This window comes from Streptomyces sp. VRA16 Mangrove soil, from assembly GCF_017377775.1.
Taxonomy (GTDB): Bacteria; Actinomycetota; Actinomycetes; order Streptomycetales; family Streptomycetaceae; genus Streptomyces.
In genome coordinates this window covers 39,852-56,057 of the sequence record NZ_JAFVLN010000030.1, presented here as the reverse complement: position 1 = coordinate 56,057, position 16,206 = coordinate 39,852, and the positions used below count along the sequence as shown (strand labels likewise).

Sequence of the window (16,206 nt, the reverse complement as noted above, 5' to 3'; positions counted from 1 at the left end):
AGAACTGAGCATGGAGACCGAGTCGGAGCCCTACGTCCGTCTTGCGACCCTGCGTCAGCTGCACCACGTGATGGCGGACATGAACGCGGCTCGCAGCCTGGCCGACACCTTGCAGACCGTCGCCGACGGGGTCGTCACCGGGCTCGGTTACGAGCTGGCGTGCGTCAACCTCGTACGCCCCGACGGAGACCTCGTCGTCGCCGCCTTCTCCGGAAACTCCGCCGCCGAGGCCCTCATCACCGGCCGGGTCGGCTCCCGCGCCGCCTGGGAGCGCCGGCTCTCCATGGGGGAGCACTGGGGCGAGCTGCGCTTCATACCCCACACCGAGGGCTGGATCCTCGACGAGGACGACGTGCCGCAGTGGTTCACCGACGGACCGCCGCCCCGCTTCGAGGACGAATGGCACCCCTCGGACCGTCTCTTCGCCCCGATGTACGCGACCGGAGCGGCCGGCGGCGAGCTGATCGGCGTGCTGTCCGTCGACCGCCCGCGCAACGGCCGGATACCCGGCGCCTGGGGCCGCGAGGCCCTGCAGATGTACGCCTTCCAGGCCGCCATCGCCATCTCCAACGCCCGCCTGCGGGCCAACATGCAGCGCGCCCTCGTCCGCCTGGAGCGCGAGCAGCAGGCGCTGCGCGCGAGCGAGGAGAGCTTCCGGCAGGCCTTCGAGTACGCGCCCTCCGGCATGGCCATCGCCGAGCTCGGCGGCGACCAGCACGGCCGGATCCTGCGCACCAACGACGCGCTGTGCCGCCTGCTGGGCCGGCCCGCGTCCGCGATGCGCCGCTACTCCTTCTCCGACCTGGTCCACCCCGAGGACATCGGCACGCTGCTGCGCACCTCCGCGGAGGGCGGCCGGGCCGAGCTGCGGCTCGGGCGGCGCGACGGCACGTACGTATGGGTCTCGCTGCGCAACTCCGTGGTGGCCGACGCCGCCGACGGGCCGCGCTTCCTGCTCACCCACGTCGAGGACATCGAGGAGCGCAAGCGCCGTGAGCTGCATCTCGCGCACCGCGCCTCGCACGACTCCCTGACCGGCCTGCCGAACTCGGCGGAGCTGCGCTCGCGCCTGTCCGCCCGGCTCTGTCGCCGCCCGCAGGAGCAGCTGCCCAGCGCCGTCGACACCCTCGACGCGGCCTACGGCGACCACGTCGGCGGCCTCGGCACGGGCCTGGACACGAACGGGCACGGGTTCGACTACGGCGCGGCCGCCCTGCACCAGAGCGGACACCCCTCGGGCCTCTACGACGGCTTCGACCACCACGTCCACGTGGTCGCGCCGGGCGGCGACGAGACGACCGACGACGGCACCAAGGGCCTCGCCGTCCTCTTCTGCGACCTCGACGGCTTCAAGTCGATCAACGACCGGTTCGGGCACAACGCGGGCGACGCCGTCCTCATCGAGGTGGCCCGCCGTCTGACCAGCGGGGTCCGCGACGGGGACACGGTCGCGCGGCTCGGCGGCGACGAGTTCGTGGTGCTCGCCGACGGCCTCGGCCGGGCCGACGCACAGGACCTCGCGGTCCGCCTGCGGAACGCGATCATTCCCCCGATCCGGGTGGACGGGCGCGCGGTCCGGGTGGGCGCCAGCTTCGGCATCGGCTGGGCGCACTGCGGGATGACGGCCGAGGAAGTGCTGCAATCCGCCGACCAGCGGATGTACGTGGAGAAAAGATCACGTGCCAAGCAGCACAGGCGAGCCGGCTGAGCCCAGGGCTCCGGGAATTCTCATCCCCTTGTGAGGTCAAGGCCACTCCTTGGGGTCACTCGCAGCGGGTACGCTCGCCCAGGTAAGCAACGCGTAGGGAGTGATCAGGGATGGCGCCCGGCAACAACGGCGCGAGCACCACGCCCGAGGACGACGATCCGTTCGGTTATCTGTACGCCGACGGGCAGGCGGCCGGGGCGACCCCGCCGAGCGGCGGGGGCGGCGGCTACGGCTACCCGAATCCCCGGTCGTACAACCAGGTCCGCGCCGTGGGCGAGCGCCAGTACGGTCAGCAGCAGGTGCCGCCGCAGCAGACCCAGCCCACGCAGGCGTACCACCAGCCGAACGCGCACTACCAGGCTCCCGAGACGATGCCCGGCGGCGCCCCCACCCAGCCGACCGGCCGCGCCGCGGCCCGCGGCAGCGGTGGCCGCGGCTCCGGCGGCCCCAACACCAAGGCCCTCCTGATCGGCGCGGTCGCCGTCGTCGCGGCCGTGGTGATCGGCATCAGTGTCGCCATGCTCAGCAACGGCTCGGACGACGACGCCAAGGGCGACACGGCGGGCGGTCAGCCGTCGTCCCAGTCCGCTCGGCCCAGTGAGAGCACGTCCCCGTCCACGTCGTCCTCCGCCGACGTGGGGGAGCTGCCGAAGACGGACGCGAAGGGGCTGACGCTGTCCGGCGGTCCGGTCACCGCTGCCGACATCAAGGGCGCCAAGGCGGCCGGCGGGGAGTACGTCGCCGGGTTCAACAAGGTCGGCGCGAAGGTCACGTGGAACGTGAGCATGCCGAAGGGCGGCGCCTACCGCCTGTACGTGCGCTACGGCATCCCGGGTGTAGAGGCCAACGCCACGCTCAACGTCAACTCCAAGGCCAACGCTCAGCCTTTGGGCATGAAGAACTTCACCTCGTCCCCCAAGGGCGACTGGGAGAAGGGCTGGCAGTCGACGTGGGCCCCGGTCACCCTGACCAAGGGCACCAACGTCATCGAGCTGGAGTGTGCCGACGGCAACCAGTGCAACGCCAACATCGACCAGCTCTGGCTTCAGTAGCCGCGGTCACGGACCCCAGACGGCCACGCTCCACACCTTCCAGGGTGTGTTGTCGGAGTAGTGGCCGGTCTTGAGGTCGGTCTTGCTGCCGTAGCAGCCGGTGTCGCTGTAGAGCGTGATGCGGTGGCCGCTCTGGTTCGACACCGAGCGGGCCGCGTGCCCCTCGTAGCAGCCGGGCCTGGAGGGCACCGAGTTCGCCAGGCCGCGGAAGTGCGGCTTCTCCCAGGTGCAGATGAATCCGGGCGAACATCTGCCCGCGGCAGCGGCCGGGGGTGCGGACGCCGTGGCGGGCGGGGACGGCAGGACGAGCGGCAGGGCGGCGATCAGGGTGGCGCCGGCCAGTGCGAGACGGTGGATGTGCACAGTTGCTCCCGTGAGGGGGACAAGGACGATGGAACTGCTCATTCCGCGGCCGTCGTCCGGCTAATCCGCCCAGGTCCCGAAACTGCCCGTACGAGTCCTCAGGCGGCCGCACCCTGCGGCGCCACCGCCACCCTCGCCACCATCTCCTCGTACGTCTTCCGGTCGAACTCCCCGGCCACCGGTGCCACCACCGTCGCCGCGGACAGGGCCACCGCGCGGGCGAGGCGCTGGGGCCACGGCAGGTGTTCGACGTGGCCGGAGAGCAGGCCCGCCACCGCCGAGTCGCCGGCGCCCGTGGGGTTGCCGGTGAGGCGGTCGGGGGCCGGGGCGCGCCAGGCGCCGTCGGGGGTGAGGGCGCACAGGCCCTCGGCGCCGAGGGAGGCGACGACGGCGTGCGCGCCGCGTCTGCGGGTGTCCTTCATGGCCTGCAACGGCTCGTGGGAGCCGGTGAGTTCGGCCAGCTCGTCCGCGTTCGGCTTGACCATGTCGGGGCGGGCGGCGATACCGCGGCGCAGCGGCTCGCCGCTGGTGTCCAGGAGGACCGGGACCCGGGCCGCGCGGGCCGTGCGGACCAGCGTGGCGTAGGCGCCGACCGGGACGCCCGGCGGCAGGCTGCCGCACAGGGCCACCGCGGAGGCGGAGCCGAGCAGATGCTCGTACGCCTCCTGGAACGCCGACCACTCGGTGGCGGAGATCTCCGGGCCCGGCTCGTTCAGCTGCGTCGTGTCGCCCGTCGTGGCGTCCACGACGGCGACTGTGCGGCGGGTCGAACCGCTGACGGGGACCAGGGCATCGGAAATCCGCTCGGAGCCCAGGAGTTGGTCCTGGAGGGTGCGGCCGGTCGCGCCGCCCGCGAAGCCCGTCACGGTCACCTCGTGGCCGAGCGCGGCGAGCACCCGGGCCACGTTGAGCCCCTTGCCGCCGGGGCGCTCGGTGACCTCGCTGACCCGGTGCGAGGAGTGCGGGCGCAGCGCTCGCACCCGGTACGTGATGTCGAGTGCGGTGTTCAGCGTGACCGTGAGGATCACTGACCTCGCCCCCCTTGCGTACGTTCACCTACGGGGGTCGATCATGCCAAAGTCAAGGCGGTTGGCCCAGACCTCGGGTCAACCGCCTTGTCGCAGGGGTGAGTTGTGCGGGGTTACGGCCGGATCAGCCACTCGCCCTTGCGCATCACACCCTTGAGCTCGAACTCCTCGTCCAGGACCACGAGGTCGGCGTCCTTGCCGGGCTCCAGGGAGCCGACCGTGTCGTAGACGCCGAGAAGCCGCGCCGGGTTGGCGGAGATGGCCCGTACGACGTCCTCCACCGGCAGTTGGTCGACGGTGACGGCCCGCTTGAACGCGCGGTCCAGGGTGAGCGTCGAGCCCGCGATGGAGCCGCCCTCCACGAGGCGCGCCACGGAGTCCTTCACCTCGACCTCCATGGGGCCGAGCATGTAGCGGCCGTCGCCGAACCCGGCGGCGTCCATCGCGTCCGTGATGAACGCGACCAACCCGGCGCCCTTGTGGTGGAAGGCGAGTTCGAGGGCGGCCGGGTGCAGGTGCGTGCCGTCGTTGATCAGCTCGACCGTGATCCGCTCGTCCTCCAGGAGCGCGGCGATCGGGCCGGGGGCGCGGTGGCCGAGGCCCGGCATCGCGTTGAAGAGGTGGGTGGCCACGGTGGCGCCCGCGTCGATCGCCTCGACCGTCTGCTCGTACGTGGCGTCGGTGTGGCCGATCGCGGCGATCACGCCGTGCTCGGCGAGCAGCCGCACCGAGTCGATGCCGCCGGGCAGCTCGGTGGCGAGCGTGACCATCTTGGCGCGGCCGCGGGCCGCGTCGATCAGCTTGCGCACGTCGGCCGGGTCGGGGTCGCGCAGCAGCGTCTCGTCGTGGGCGCCCTTGCGGCACGGGGAGATGAACGGGCCCTCGAAGTGGATGCCCGCGATCTCGCCCTGCTCGGCCAGCTCGGAGAGCAGGCCCGCGCGCTGGGTGAGGAAGTCCATCTCGCCGGTGACGAAGGAGGGGACGATCGTCGTCGTGCCGTGCAGCCGGTGGGTGTGGATGCCCTTGAGGATGTCGTCGACGGTGCCGGAGGTGAAGGACGCGCCGCCGCCGCCGTGGTTGTGCATGTCGACGAAGCCGGGCACCACCCAGTGGCCGGTCAGGTCGACGGTCTCGGCGCTGTCGGGGGCGGCGCCCGCGATGCGCGTGCCGTCGACGATGACGCGGCCGTCGGTGACGGTCCCGGTGGGCAGTACCACCCGGGCACCGGCGAGCACCTTTGCTGTGGCCATCAGGCGGTTTCCTCCGAGCTGACAGTGGATGTGTGGTCGTTTTCCGGACGGTCGAGCAGGTCCCAGGCGAGCAGTCCCGCGCCCAGGCACCCGGCGGTGTCCCCGAGGACGGCCGGGACGATCGTGGGCTGCGACTGGAAGGTCACGCGGTCGGCGACGGCCGCACGCAGCGGTGTGAACAAGGTTTCCCCGGCCTCGGCCAGTCCGCCACCGATGATCAGGGTGCGCGGGTCCAGCAGAGTGAGCGCGAGGACGAGGCCGTCGGCGAGCGCGTCCACGGCGTCCTGCCAGACCTTGGCGGCCTTCTTGTCGCCCGCGTCGACGGCCTTCGCGCAGTCCGCGGCGGTGGCCGAGGGGTCTTTGCTCGCCTCCTGCCAGGCCAGGGTGACGGCGCTCGCGGACGCGTACCGCTCCAGGCAGCCGCGCTGCCCGCAGCCGCACGGGGTCCCGCCGGGCCGCACCACCACATGGCCGATCTCGCCCGCCGAGCCGTGCGCCCCGGGCTCGATCCGGCCCTCGATGCCGATGGCGCCCGCGATCCCGGTGCCCAGCGGCATGAACAGGAAGCGGTCGGCGTCCTTGCCCGCGCCGAGCCGGCCCTCGCCGAGCCCGCCGGTGCGCACGTCGTGCCCGAGGGCGACGGGGATGCCGCCGAGCCGCTCGCTGAGCAGCGCCCGCATGGGCACGTCGCGCCAGCCGAGGTTGGCGGCGAACAGGGCGATGCCGGCCTGCTCGTCGACGACGCCGGGGACGGCGACGCCGGCGGCCACGGCGGGCTCGCCGAAGTGCTTCTCCCCGTGGGCGCGCAGCTCGGCGGCGAAGCCGAGGATGGTCTCCACGACGGCGTCGGGGCCGCGCTCGCGCCGGGTCGCCCGGCGCGCCTGATGCAGCAGCGTGCCGTCCGCCCCGACCAGGGCGGCCTTCATACCGGTGCCGCCCACGTCCAGGGCGATGACATGTCTCACGGGGGACAGTCTCGCGCGTACACCCACAACAGGTCTAGTCCACTTACGGGGATCTTGTTGCCCGGAGCCGGAGTTACCCCCTTGACCAGCCCTGTTGTCGAAGCGCGAGCTGGGTGGTGTAGACCTTGTGTTCGACTAGTCGACCAAGGGGATCCGGTCATGGGGTCCGAGTACGAGGGTGGGGCAACACGGTGCAGCGGCACATCACCGGTCTGATAGCGGCTACGGCCGTCCTGGGCATGGCGGGAGCGCTCACCGCGTGCTCGGGCGGCTCCGGCGACGTCACCCTCAAGCTCGTCGCCGCCGACTACGGCGACTCCGCGGCCAACAGCTCGCAGAAGTACTGGGACGCGCTCGGCGCCGCCTTCGAGCAGGAGCACCCGGGCATCAAGGTCGAGGTCGACGTCTACAACTGGAAGGTCGTCGACGCCAAGGTCAAGCAGCTGGTCGACGGCGGCCACGCCCCCGACATGGCGCAGATCGGCGCCTACTCCGACTACGCCGCGGCCGACAAGCTCTACCCGGTCGGCAACCTGCTCGACGTGCCCACCCAGGCCGACTTCCTGCCCCAGCTCGCCGACGCGGGCAAGGTCGACGACGTCCAGTACGGCATGCCGTTCGCCTCCTCCACGCGCCTGCTCTTCTACAACAAGAAGCTCTTCAAGGACGCCGGGATCACGCCGCCCACCACCTGGGCCGAGCTGGCGGCCGACGCCAAGGCGCTCAAGGCGCACGGGGTGCGGTACCCGTACGCGCTGCCGCTCGGCACCGAGGAGGCGCAGGCCGAGACCATGATCTGGATGCTGAGCGGCGGCGCCGCCTACACCGACGACGTCGGCTCGTACGCCATCGACTCCCAGCGGAACGTCGACACGTTCGACTTCCTCAAGGACGACCTGGTCGGCAAGGGCCTGACCGGCCCGACGCCCCCCGGCAAGCTCAACCGCGCGCAGGCCTTCGCGGCCTTCGCCAAGGGCGAGGTCGGCATGCTCAACGGCCACCCCACGCTCATGCAGATGGCCGCGGGCAAGGGCATCGACTACGGCACCGTGCAGCTGCCGGGTCCCGACGGGCCCGCGAAGTCCACGATGGGCGTCGCCGACTGGATGATGGCGTTCAAGCAGAACGGCCACGCCAAGGAGATCGGCACGTTCCTGAACTACGTCTACAGCGAGAAGAACGTCCTGGACTTCTCCCGCGAGTACGACCTGCTGCCGGTCACCAACAGCGCCTCGGACACCATGGCGGCGGCCAAGGAGGACAAGAAGCTCTGGCCGTTCCTCGACCAGCTCTCGAACTCCGAGCTGTACCCCGTCGGCAACACGTCGTGGCCGAGCGTCAGCGCCGACATCAAGAAGGAGATCGGCTCCGCCGTCGCCCCGAACAGCAGCCCGGCCGCGGTGCTCGGCCGGATCCAGAACGAGGCGGCGGCCGCGGAATCCGCCGAGTAGCGTGGCCGACATGGAGTCTCTGGGCGAACGGGAGAGGGCCGTGCTCGCGTTCGAGGGGCGCGGCTTCGCGTCGCCGGGCGCCAAGGAGCGGGCCATCCGCGAGGAGCTGGACATGGCGCCGGTGCGCTATTTCCAGCTCCTGAACGCGCTGATCGACGATCCCCGGGCCCTTGAGGCGGCCCCGGTCACGGTGAACCGGCTGCGGCGGGTGCGGGAGGACAAGCGGGCCCAGCGCTGACGTGGCCGATTCGTGGAGGCCGGGCCCGGGTCGCGGCTAGGGTCGACCGTATGGACGCCCTACGGACTGCCGCCGGCCGGGACGGACTGGCCGCGATCATCGCCCGCCCCGAGCGGAGCGTCATCGCTCTTGATTTCGACGGGACCCTGGCCCCGATCGTCCCCGACCCCGAACAGGCCCGCGCGCACCCCGACGCGGCCCCGGCCCTCGCCGCGCTCGCGCCGCGGGTCGCCTCCGTGGCCGTCATCACCGGCCGCCCCGCGGGGGTGGCCGTCCGGCACGGCGACTTCGCGGGCGTCCCCGGCCTGGAGCACCTCGTCGTCCTCGGCCACTACGGCGCCGAACGCTGGGACGCCGTCACCGGCACCGTGCACGCCCCCGCCCCGCACCCCGGCGTCGCCTCCGTCCGCTCCGAGCTCCCCGGCGTCCTCGCCGCTCTGGGCCAGTGGCACGACACGTACGTCGAGGAGAAGGGCCGCGCCGTCGCGGTGCACACGCGCCGGGCGCCCGATCCGCAGGGCGCCTTCGAGGCGCTGCGCGCACCCCTCACCGACCTCGCGGCCCGGCACGGCCTCATCGTCGAGCCCGGCCGCATGGTCCTGGAGCTGCGCCCGCCGGGCGTCGACAAGGGGGTGGCGCTCACGGAGTACGTACGTGAGGTGGGCGCCGAGTCCGTCCTCTACGCGGGCGACGACCTCGGGGACCTGCCGGCGTTCGCGGCGGTGGAGAAGCTGCGGTCGGACGGGGTGCCCGGGGTGCTGGTGGCGGCGGACACGGTGATCGCCGAGCTGGCGGAGCGGGCGGACCTGGTGCTCGACGGTCCGGAGGGTGTGGTGGGGCTGCTGCGAGAGCTGGCAGCGCGTCTGCCGGGTGCCTGATGCGTTACCGGGCGCGAGAAGCCCCACTGGCCCGGCGCCCTCAGTCGCGCAGTGCCTCCAGCTGCTCCAGGAACCACGCGCCGGGCGGCAACGCGGTGGCCGCCGCCGCCAGGCGCTTGGTGCGTTCGGCGCGTTCCTCGTCCGGCATGGTGAGCGCGGCGGCCAGGGCCGCGCACGTACCGGAGATGTCGTACGGGTTGACGGACACCGCGTCCTCGCCGAGTTCCTCGTGCGCCCCCGCCTCCCGGGACAGGACCAGCGCGCAGCCCTCGTCGGAGACGACCGGGACCTCCTTGGCGACCAGGTTCATGCCGTCGCGGATGGGGTTGACCAGGGCCACGTCGGCGAGCCGGTACGCCGCGAGCGAGCGCGCGAAGTCGTCCTTCACGTGCAGCACCACCGGCGTCCAGCCCGGCGTGCCGAAGCGGGAGTTGATGGCCTCGGCGACCCGTGAGACCTCTTCCGTGTAGTCGCGGTACACGGCCAGGTCCTGCCGCGACGGGTACGCGAACGCGACGTGCACGACCTTCTCGTGCCACTCGGGCCGCGTCTCCAGCAGCAGCTCGTACGCGCGCAGGCCGCGCACGATGTTCTTCGACAGCTCGGTGCGGTCCACCCGGACGATCACCTTGCGGTCCTCGCCGATCTGCTCGCGCAGCGCCGCCAGACGGTCCTCGACGTCCGCGCGGTGCGAGCGCTCGCGCAGGAAGTCCGCGTCGGCGCCGAGCCCGTGCACCCCGATCCGGGTGCCGGACGTGCCTCCGAGGATCCGCGTGCAGCACTCGGTGAAGGTGTCCGCCCAGCGCCGGGTCAGAAAGGCGAGCCGGTCCGCGCCGAGCATGCCGCGCAGCAGCTGCTCGGCGATGTCGTCGGGCAGCATCCGGAAGTAGTCGACGGGCGCCCAGGGCGTGTGCGAGAAGTGCCCGATGCGCAGGTCGTCACGGAGCTCGCGGAGCATCCCGGGGACCAGCGCCAGGTGGTAGTCCTGCACCACGACCGTCGCGCCCGGCGCCGCCTCCTGCGCCAGCGCCTCGGCGAAGGCCCGGTTGTACGCCTCGTAGGACGCCCACTGCCGCCGGAACTCCGGGCCGAACGACGGCTCCAGGGGCGTCTGGTACAGCATGTGGTGCACGAACCACAGCACCGAGTTCGCGATGCCGTTGTACGCGTCCGCGTACACCTCGGGGTCGATGGCCAGCATCCGTACGCCGGGCTCGGTGATCCCGCGCCGCACCGCCTCGCGGTCCCCGTCGCCGAGCGCCGCGCACACCCACAGCTTGTCCTCGACGACGCTCAGCGCGGAGACCAGACCGCCGCCGCCCCGCCTCGCCTCGATCCCGGATCCGTCGGGGGAGTCCGCGGCCACGTACGAGACCGGACCGCGGTTGGACGCGACGAGAACCTCAGCAGCACCATGCGTGGAAGCCATACGGCGAAACTAGCCCGCCCCGGAAACGCTCAAACGTACGGCCGGGCTCCAGCGGGAGCCCGGCCGTATACAACGCCCTCGGGGAGGGATCAGTCCCGGCGGCCGCGGACCGCCGCGAGGACCAGGGTGCCGAGTCCGCACAGCGCCAGGGTGAGCCCGCCGTACAGCAGCGTGAGCGAGTCGGATCCGGTCTCGGCCAGCTCGTCACCGCCCGGCGAGGACTGCGGCGGCGTCGGGCGGGCCTGTACCCGGTCGACGGTGAAGGCCAGGGTGCACACGGGGTCGGTGCTGCCCGCGGCGCAGACCGTGCCGGGGATCACCAGCCGGTACGTGGCCCTCCGGCCGGGGGTGTCCGGCACCCGCACGGGCACCTTCACCGTGACCTTGCCGTGCGCCGGGACCGTCACCGCGCGGATGCCGCCCATGGTGGGCACCCTGACCCGCGCCGGGGTGTCACCGGGGTTGCGGATGACGACGAGGAACGGTGCCTCCCCGCCCGGCGGGAAGTGCGACGGCGGCACCACGTCGGTGACCGGCAGCCGGACCGGCGTCGGCGGCACGGGCTTCTCGATCGTCGGCGTGATGCCGCAGGACGGGTCGGCCGAACCGTCCGCGCAGTTGGTGCGCGGGGTCTCGGCGACGATGTTGTTGGTGAGCCTGCCGTCGCCGCTGACCGGGTCGTTGACCTTCACCGAGTACGTGACCGTCGCGGTCCGCCCGGCCGGGATGTCACCGGTGTAGCTGATCTTCGGCGCGGTGTAGGAGACCGTGCCGACGCTCGCCGTGGCGTCGTTGTTGTACGTCGCGTCGTCGAGGTTCTCGGCGAGGTCGTCGGTGAACTTGGCGTTCGGGTACGGCAGCCGGCTGATGTTCTTCGCCTTCACCGTGTACGTGAGCGTGTCACCGGGCCGCACCGTCGCCGGGCTCGCCGTCTTGGTGATCTCCAGGTCGGGCACCGGGACGGACAGCGCCAGGGCCGAGGGGACGTAGGTGTCGCCCTTCGTGCTGAAGCTCAGTGTGGTGGAGGTGGCGCCGACCGGGATCGGCTCGGCCTTGAGGGCCGCCCGGGTGGAGCCGCCCGAGACGTCGAACTCCTTGGCGTCGATGCTCAGGTTGTTGCGCATCTTCGGGTCGAGGGCGCCGTCGTCCTCGGAGATGAAGAAGTTGTTGGTGTTGCCGGTGTGCGCCTCGGTGATGTTCTGGCCGCCGACGGCGAACCGGTCGCCGGGCGTGTTCCAGTCGCCCTCGTACGCCGTGACGCTCGCGTGCGGGGTGCCGGCCGAGCGGTAGAAGCCGGAGACGTCGACCGTGGTGGCAGGAGACGTGGAGCGCTGCAGGACGTGGCCGCCGTAGAGGTACACGTTGCGGCGGTCCGGCGCGTACGTGTCGTTCGGGGCGTCGTACTTGTAGACGACGGTCAGCGACCAGCCCGCCACGCAGCCCTTGCCGGTGGGCGCCCAGATGTCGCCGACCGCGACCGGGATCGTCGTACCGGTGCCGGTGACACCGCTGAACAGGCCGGTGACGTCGGCCTCGCCGGTGTAGTAGTGCGGGCCGCTGGTGGTGGCCGGGTCCCGCACCAGGTTCGCCGGAGTGACCTTGCTGGGCGCCGCCCCGGCCACCCCGACCGCGGGCACCGCGTCCAGCGGGTCGCCCGGCGAGGGGTCCACGTCGGCGCCGGAGATGTCGCAGCGCGCGAGCCGGGCGCCGCTCGGCCCGCGGTACGTGCCGTCGTTGCCGCCGAAGAAGAGCCGCGCGTACGCGACCTTCGCGCCCGGCGGGACGGTGACCTGCCCGGTGCTGGAGCCGTAGCCGGCCGTGGTGCCCGCGGTGTTGATGCGCTGCATCACGAACGTGTTGTTGTTGTCCTTGCCCTCGCCGTTCGCGGCGACGGCGCAGCGCGCGGCCAGGTCGGCGGGGGTGGTCGGACAGCCCATGACCGTGTTGCCGATGGTCTTGAAGTCGCCGTAGATCGACTCGTCGTAGCGCTTCGCGAACGGGGAGACCACGTCCGCTGCGGCCGGCGGCGCGGCGGCCCCGACCAGCGAACCGGTGAGGGCGGCCGCCACGGCGCACGCCGCGAGCCCCTTCCTGCCGGCGCCCTTTGCATGTCTAAGCCACATAAAGGGCAACTTAGGCAGACGGCATGATCATCCGTCGATTACGCCACGCGACGCTCCGCATACTCACTGATTTCGGTCATCGGGGGACGTTCCTCCGTGTCCACCGAGTGCACCCGCGGTTCGAAGCCGTCGTCGCCGCGCTCGAACTGGGTGAGCACCGGCCTGATGAGGTGCCCGCGGGCGAGGCGCAGCTGGGCCGTGCGGTAGATCGCCGCCGCCATCCGGCCGAGCGCCTGGCCGTCCTGGTGGCGGTGCTTGCGCACGCCCACGTCGACCTGGGAGAGCGCGTCCAGGCCCACGGTGTGCAGCGCGTCCACCAGCAGCCCGAGCTCCACCCCGTACCCGACGGGGAACGGGAGCTGTTCGAGCAGGGACCTGCGGGCCGCGTACTCCCCGCCCAACGGCTGCACGAATCCCGCCAGTTGGGGCCAGTGGAGATTGAGTATCGGCCGGGCCATCAGCTCGGTGACCCGGCCGCCCTGACCGGCCGCCTCGCCGAGCGGGCGGTCGTACATCGCCTTCACGAAATCGACGTCCGGATCGGTCAGCAGCGGTCCCACGATGCCCGAGACGAAGTCCGCCGAGAACTCCTTCAGATCGGCGTCGACGAAGCACACGATGTCACCGGAAGTGACGAGCAGGGAACGCCACAGCACTTCACCCTTACCGGGGCGTGCCGCGATCCGCGGCAGGATCGTGTCCCGGTGCTCGACGCGCGCCCCGGCGGCCAGCGCGACCTCGGAGGTGCGGTCCGTGGAGCCCGAGTCGACGACCACGACCTCGTCGACCAGCGGCATCGCGTCCGTCATCAGCTCGCGCCGGATGACCGAGACGATCTCCCCGACCGTCGCCTCCTCGTTGAGCGCGGGCAGTACGACGCTGACGCTCTGGCCGCTCGCGCGTTTCGCGGCGATCAGCTGGTGGAGGGGGCGGTCGCTCACGGACCAGGAGCGCCTGCTCAGCCAGCGCTCGACTTCTTCCAGCACGGTCTGCGGCTCCTCACGACGGGGACAGGGGGTGTGATCCATCTCGCGGTTCGGACGACTATCTCAAGGGTCCACCCCTTCAGTTACAGTCTTGAACAGGGTCGGTGACCATCGCATGTCGGGGTCCCCGTCGCCCGTGCCGCGTCTTACCGCACGGCAACAATCGCAGGACACAACCGAATACCGCTCATCCAGAGGGGCAGAGGGAAACGGCCCGTTGAAGCCCCGGCAACCCTCCAGCCGGTCTCGTCCGCACACCGCAGTGCGCCAGCGAGGCTCCCGGCTAGGGAAGGTGCCAAATCCGTCTCGCGGCGAAGTGCGTCGCGAGGAAGATGAGGAGAAAGGGCCTCGCCTCTCATGGCTGTACAGACTGTCGCCACCGAAACCCCCGCCACCCCCGCCACCACGGGCTCCGTCGACCTCGGCCCGGCCTCCGGCCTCTCCTGCCGCGAGTGCGGCGCGAAGTTCGAGCTCGGTCCGATCTTCGCCTGCGTCGAGTGTTTCGGGCCTCTGGAAGTCGCGTACGACCTTCCCGTCGGCGACCCTGAGGCACTCCGCAAGCAGATCGAGGCGGGCCCGGCCAACATCTGGCGCTACGCCCCCCTCCTGCCGGTCCCGGCCGACGTCGCCGAGAAGCCGAACCTGAACCCGGGCTGGACCAAGCTCGTCAAGGCCGACAATCTCGCCCGTGAACTCGGCGTCGAGCAGGGCAAGTTGTTCGTCAAGGACGACTCCGGCAACCCGACGCACTCCTTCAAGGACCGTGTCGTCGCGCAGGCCATCGAGGCCGCACGCGCCTTCGGCTTCACCACCCTGTCCTGCTCCTCCACCGGCAACCTGGCGGGCGCCGTCGGCGCCGCCGCCGCCCGCGCCGGCTTCCGCTCCTGCGTGTTCATCCCGCACGACCTGGAGCAGGGCAAGGTCGTCATGGCCGGTGTCTACGGCGGTGACCTCGTCGCCATCGAGGGCAACTACGACGACGTGAACCGCTTCTGCTCCGAGCTCATCGGCGACCCGCTGGGCGAGGGCTGGGGCTTTGTGAACGTGAACCTGCGCCCGTACTACGGCGAGGGCTCCAAGACGCTCGCGTACGAGATCTGCGAGCAGCTCGGCTGGCAGCTGCCCGACCAGCTGGTCATCCCGATCGCGTCCGGCTCCCAGTTCACCAAGATCGACAAGGGTCTGCAGGAGCTGATCAAGCTCGGTCTGGTCGAGGACAAGCCGTACAAGCTCTTCGGCGCCCAGGCCGAGGGCTGCTCCCCGGTCTCCGTCGCCTACAAGGGCGGCCACGACGTCGTCCGTCCCCAGAAGCCGAACACCATCGCCAAGTCGCTCGCGATCGGGAACCCGGCCGACGGCCCGTACGTCCTCGACATCGCCCGCCGCACCGGCGGCGCCGTGGAGGACGTCAATGACGAGCAGGTCGTCGACGCGATCAAGCTGCTCGCGCAGACGGAGGGCATCTTCGCGGAGACGGCGGGCGGCGTGACCCTCGGCGTCACCAAGAAGCTCATCGAGGCGGGCCTGATCGACCCGTCCCTGACGACGGTCGTCCTCAACACCGGCGATGGTCTCAAGACCCTGGACGCCGTCGCCGATTCCTCTCAGGCGACCGCGACCATCCGGCCGAGCCTGGACGCGTTCCGCGACGCCGGCCTCGCCCACTGAGCCCACCGAACCTGAAGCACCGGGAGTCACCACCATGAGCGTCACCGTCCGCATCCCCACCATCCTGCGCACCTACACCGGCGGTCAGGCCGAGGTGCCCGCCGAGGGCGCCACGCTCTTTGAGGTCATCACCGACCTGGAGAAGAACCACACCGGGATCGCCGCTCGCGTCCTCGACGACCAGGGCAAGCTGCGCCGCTTCGTGAACGTCTACGTGAACGACGACGACGTCCGCTTCGAGCAGGGCCTGGAGACGGCGACGCCGGACGGCGCCGGCGTCTCGATCATTCCGGCCGTCGCGGGCGGCTGCTGACACGCTCCGCATTCCGAATTGCCCCCTCCGTGAGAGAAACGGAGGGGGCAATTCTGCATGGTTGAGCGCGGTACAGTTGGGGAAGCTGGTTCGGCTCCGAACGTGGCGCATGACGGGCGCATATGAGTTCTCGCCCGCAGCCCGACAAGAAGCAGCCAAAGTGCCCCGCCCTTTCAGGCCCTTTATGGCATTTGTGCGGCCCGACTTGCCCTGAGATCCGTCCAGTTGGCCCGTTTTCCCCGATCGCGCATGCCCAGAATTCTCGTCCGACTGACCTGTTGCAGACGGCAGTTGGGCAGATACATTCAGCCGCGGTCGACGCGTTCCGGCGCACACCCCCAACCAATGGGGGGTGAGGTCTGACCCGGGTCCGCGAAGTGCGGTCCTGTGCAAGGGCCAGTAATAGGGGAGTTAGGCATGGCTCAGGGCACCGTCAAGTGGTTCAACGCGGAGAAGGGGTACGGCTTCATCGCGGTCGACGGTGGTGCGGATGTTTTCGTCCACTACAGCGCGATTCAGATGGACGGCTACCGCACCCTTGAAGAGGGTCAGCGAGTGGAATTCGAGATCTCGCAGGGCCAGAAGGGGCCGCAGGCGGACATGGTTCGTCTGGCCGCCGGCTGAGCGCGCGACTGACTGCAGTACGCAAGCTTCGTACGTCCACGAAGGGTCCGTCCCCCGGTTCGCCGGGGACGGACCCTTCGCGCTTCTCACCTGCGCCTTCACCGGACGGCCTTGCACTCGCAGGGGGCGA

General features: G+C 71.2%; 15 protein-coding genes and 1 riboswitch. Of the genes, 8 read left to right on the top strand and 7 right to left on the bottom strand.

The annotated features are described in order from the left end of the window. Nucleotides 1-10: 10 nt before the first annotated feature. Nucleotides 11-1,708, top strand: a complete 1,698-nt coding sequence (gene cdgB, locus J3486_RS42630; RefSeq protein ID WP_207829880.1) for a diguanylate cyclase CdgB — start codon at nt 11-13, stop codon at nt 1,706-1,708. 110 nt (nt 1,709-1,818) lie between these two features. Further along, nucleotides 1,819-2,760, top strand: coding sequence for a carbohydrate-binding protein (locus J3486_RS42625; protein WP_207829870.1), 942 nt, complete (start codon nt 1,819-1,821; stop codon nt 2,758-2,760). 6 nt (nt 2,761-2,766) lie between these two features. Here the strand turns inward: J3486_RS42625 and J3486_RS42620 are convergent, their stop codons facing one another. The 4 genes from J3486_RS42620 to J3486_RS42605 form a co-directional block, all read right to left on the bottom strand. Continuing rightward, nucleotides 2,767-3,123, bottom strand: coding sequence for a peptidase inhibitor family I36 protein (locus J3486_RS42620; RefSeq protein WP_207829867.1), 357 nt, complete (start codon nt 3,121-3,123; stop codon nt 2,767-2,769). A gap of 98 nt (nt 3,124-3,221) precedes the next feature. Beyond that, on the bottom strand, nt 3,222-4,151 hold the full coding sequence (locus J3486_RS42615; protein ID WP_207829861.1) for a 1-phosphofructokinase family hexose kinase: 930 nt from the start codon (nt 4,149-4,151) through the stop codon (nt 3,222-3,224). Nucleotides 4,152-4,264: 113 nt separating this feature from the next. Then, nucleotides 4,265-5,401, bottom strand: a complete 1,137-nt coding sequence (gene nagA, locus J3486_RS42610; RefSeq protein WP_207829859.1) for an N-acetylglucosamine-6-phosphate deacetylase — start codon at nt 5,399-5,401, stop codon at nt 4,265-4,267. Further along, nucleotides 5,401-6,366 carry an ROK family protein gene (locus tag J3486_RS42605; protein WP_207829849.1) on the bottom strand — a complete coding sequence of 322 codons (966 nt, stop codon included), beginning with the start codon at nt 6,364-6,366 and terminating at the stop codon, nt 5,401-5,403. The genes nagA and J3486_RS42605 overlap by 1 nt, the downstream gene beginning before the upstream one ends. Nucleotides 6,367-6,605: 239 nt before the next feature. Here J3486_RS42605 and J3486_RS42600 point away from each other — a divergent pair, with 239 nt between their 5' ends. Genes J3486_RS42600 through otsB form a run of 3 tightly spaced genes read left to right on the top strand, consistent with a single transcriptional unit; the run spans nt 6,606 to nt 8,933 of the window. Further along, nucleotides 6,606-7,817, top strand: a complete 1,212-nt coding sequence (locus J3486_RS42600) for an extracellular solute-binding protein (protein ID WP_207829956.1) — start codon at nt 6,606-6,608, stop codon at nt 7,815-7,817. A gap of 10 nt (nt 7,818-7,827) precedes the next feature. Continuing rightward, the gene (locus J3486_RS42595; RefSeq protein ID WP_207829846.1) at nt 7,828-8,055 is read left to right on the top strand and encodes a DUF3263 domain-containing protein; all 228 of its coding nucleotides are present in this window, start codon (nt 7,828-7,830) and stop codon (nt 8,053-8,055) included. Nucleotides 8,056-8,105: 50 nt separating this feature from the next. After that, entirely contained in the window at nt 8,106-8,933 is an 828-nt protein-coding gene (gene otsB / locus J3486_RS42590; RefSeq protein WP_207829842.1) for a trehalose-phosphatase, read from the top strand. Nucleotides 8,934-8,973: 40 nt separating this feature from the next. Here otsB and J3486_RS42585 read toward each other — a convergent pair whose 3' ends face one another. The 3 genes from J3486_RS42585 to J3486_RS42575 all read right to left on the bottom strand — a co-directional run bounded on the left by J3486_RS42585 (nt 8,974) and on the right by J3486_RS42575 (nt 13,471). Then, complete coding sequence (locus tag J3486_RS42585) at nt 8,974-10,362, bottom strand: trehalose-6-phosphate synthase (RefSeq protein ID WP_207829831.1); 1,389 nt, start codon at nt 10,360-10,362, stop codon at nt 8,974-8,976. A gap of 89 nt (nt 10,363-10,451) precedes the next feature. Beyond that, nucleotides 10,452-12,485 carry a DUF11 domain-containing protein gene (locus J3486_RS42580; RefSeq protein ID WP_207829829.1) on the bottom strand — a complete coding sequence of 678 codons (2,034 nt, stop codon included), beginning with the start codon at nt 12,483-12,485 and terminating at the stop codon, nt 10,452-10,454. A gap of 38 nt (nt 12,486-12,523) precedes the next feature. Next, a complete protein-coding gene (locus J3486_RS42575; RefSeq protein ID WP_207829827.1) occupies nt 12,524-13,471 on the bottom strand; it encodes a glucosyl-3-phosphoglycerate synthase in 948 nt (315 codons plus the stop codon). 184 nt (nt 13,472-13,655) lie between these two features. After that, nucleotides 13,656-13,810: riboswitch (SAM riboswitch) on the top strand. Nucleotides 13,811-13,828: 18 nt separating this feature from the next. On the opposite strand from J3486_RS42575, the gene thrC reads away from it, so the two are divergent. From thrC to J3486_RS42560, 3 genes are all read left to right on the top strand, one after another. Beyond that, the gene (gene thrC, locus J3486_RS42570) at nt 13,829-15,139 is read left to right on the top strand and encodes a threonine synthase (RefSeq protein ID WP_207829825.1); all 1,311 of its coding nucleotides are present in this window, start codon (nt 13,829-13,831) and stop codon (nt 15,137-15,139) included. Between the two features lie 34 nt (nt 15,140-15,173). Next, nucleotides 15,174-15,452 carry a MoaD/ThiS family protein gene (locus tag J3486_RS42565; RefSeq protein ID WP_207829823.1) on the top strand — a complete coding sequence of 93 codons (279 nt, stop codon included), beginning with the start codon at nt 15,174-15,176 and terminating at the stop codon, nt 15,450-15,452. 417 nt (nt 15,453-15,869) lie between these two features. Then, nucleotides 15,870-16,076 (top strand): cold-shock protein, encoded by a 207-nt coding sequence (locus tag J3486_RS42560; protein WP_005486335.1) that lies wholly within the window; start codon nt 15,870-15,872, stop codon nt 16,074-16,076. Nucleotides 16,077-16,206 lie beyond the last annotated feature (130 nt).

Excerpts from the sequence above, each read along its gene's own strand:
- cdgB (WP_207829880.1), top strand. The coding sequence starts at position 11 with ATGGAGACCGAGTCGGAGCCCTACGTCCGTCTTGCGACCCTGCGTCAG.
- J3486_RS42625 (WP_207829870.1), top strand. The coding sequence starts at position 1,819 with ATGGCGCCCGGCAACAACGGCGCGAGCACCACGCCCGAGGACGACGAT.
- nagA (WP_207829859.1), bottom strand. The coding sequence starts at position 5,401 with ATGGCCACAGCAAAGGTGCTCGCCGGTGCCCGGGTGGTACTGCCCACC.
- J3486_RS42600 (WP_207829956.1), top strand. The coding sequence starts at position 6,606 with ATGGCGGGAGCGCTCACCGCGTGCTCGGGCGGCTCCGGCGACGTCACC.
- J3486_RS42595 (WP_207829846.1), top strand. The coding sequence starts at position 7,828 with ATGGAGTCTCTGGGCGAACGGGAGAGGGCCGTGCTCGCGTTCGAGGGG.
- otsB (WP_207829842.1), top strand. The coding sequence starts at position 8,106 with ATGGACGCCCTACGGACTGCCGCCGGCCGGGACGGACTGGCCGCGATC.
- J3486_RS42585 (WP_207829831.1), bottom strand. The coding sequence starts at position 10,362 with ATGGCTTCCACGCATGGTGCTGCTGAGGTTCTCGTCGCGTCCAACCGC.
- J3486_RS42580 (WP_207829829.1), bottom strand. The coding sequence starts at position 12,485 with ATGTGGCTTAGACATGCAAAGGGCGCCGGCAGGAAGGGGCTCGCGGCG.
- thrC (WP_207829825.1), top strand. The coding sequence starts at position 13,829 with ATGGCTGTACAGACTGTCGCCACCGAAACCCCCGCCACCCCCGCCACC.
- J3486_RS42565 (WP_207829823.1), top strand. The coding sequence starts at position 15,174 with ATGAGCGTCACCGTCCGCATCCCCACCATCCTGCGCACCTACACCGGC.
- J3486_RS42560 (WP_005486335.1), top strand. The coding sequence starts at position 15,870 with ATGGCTCAGGGCACCGTCAAGTGGTTCAACGCGGAGAAGGGGTACGGC.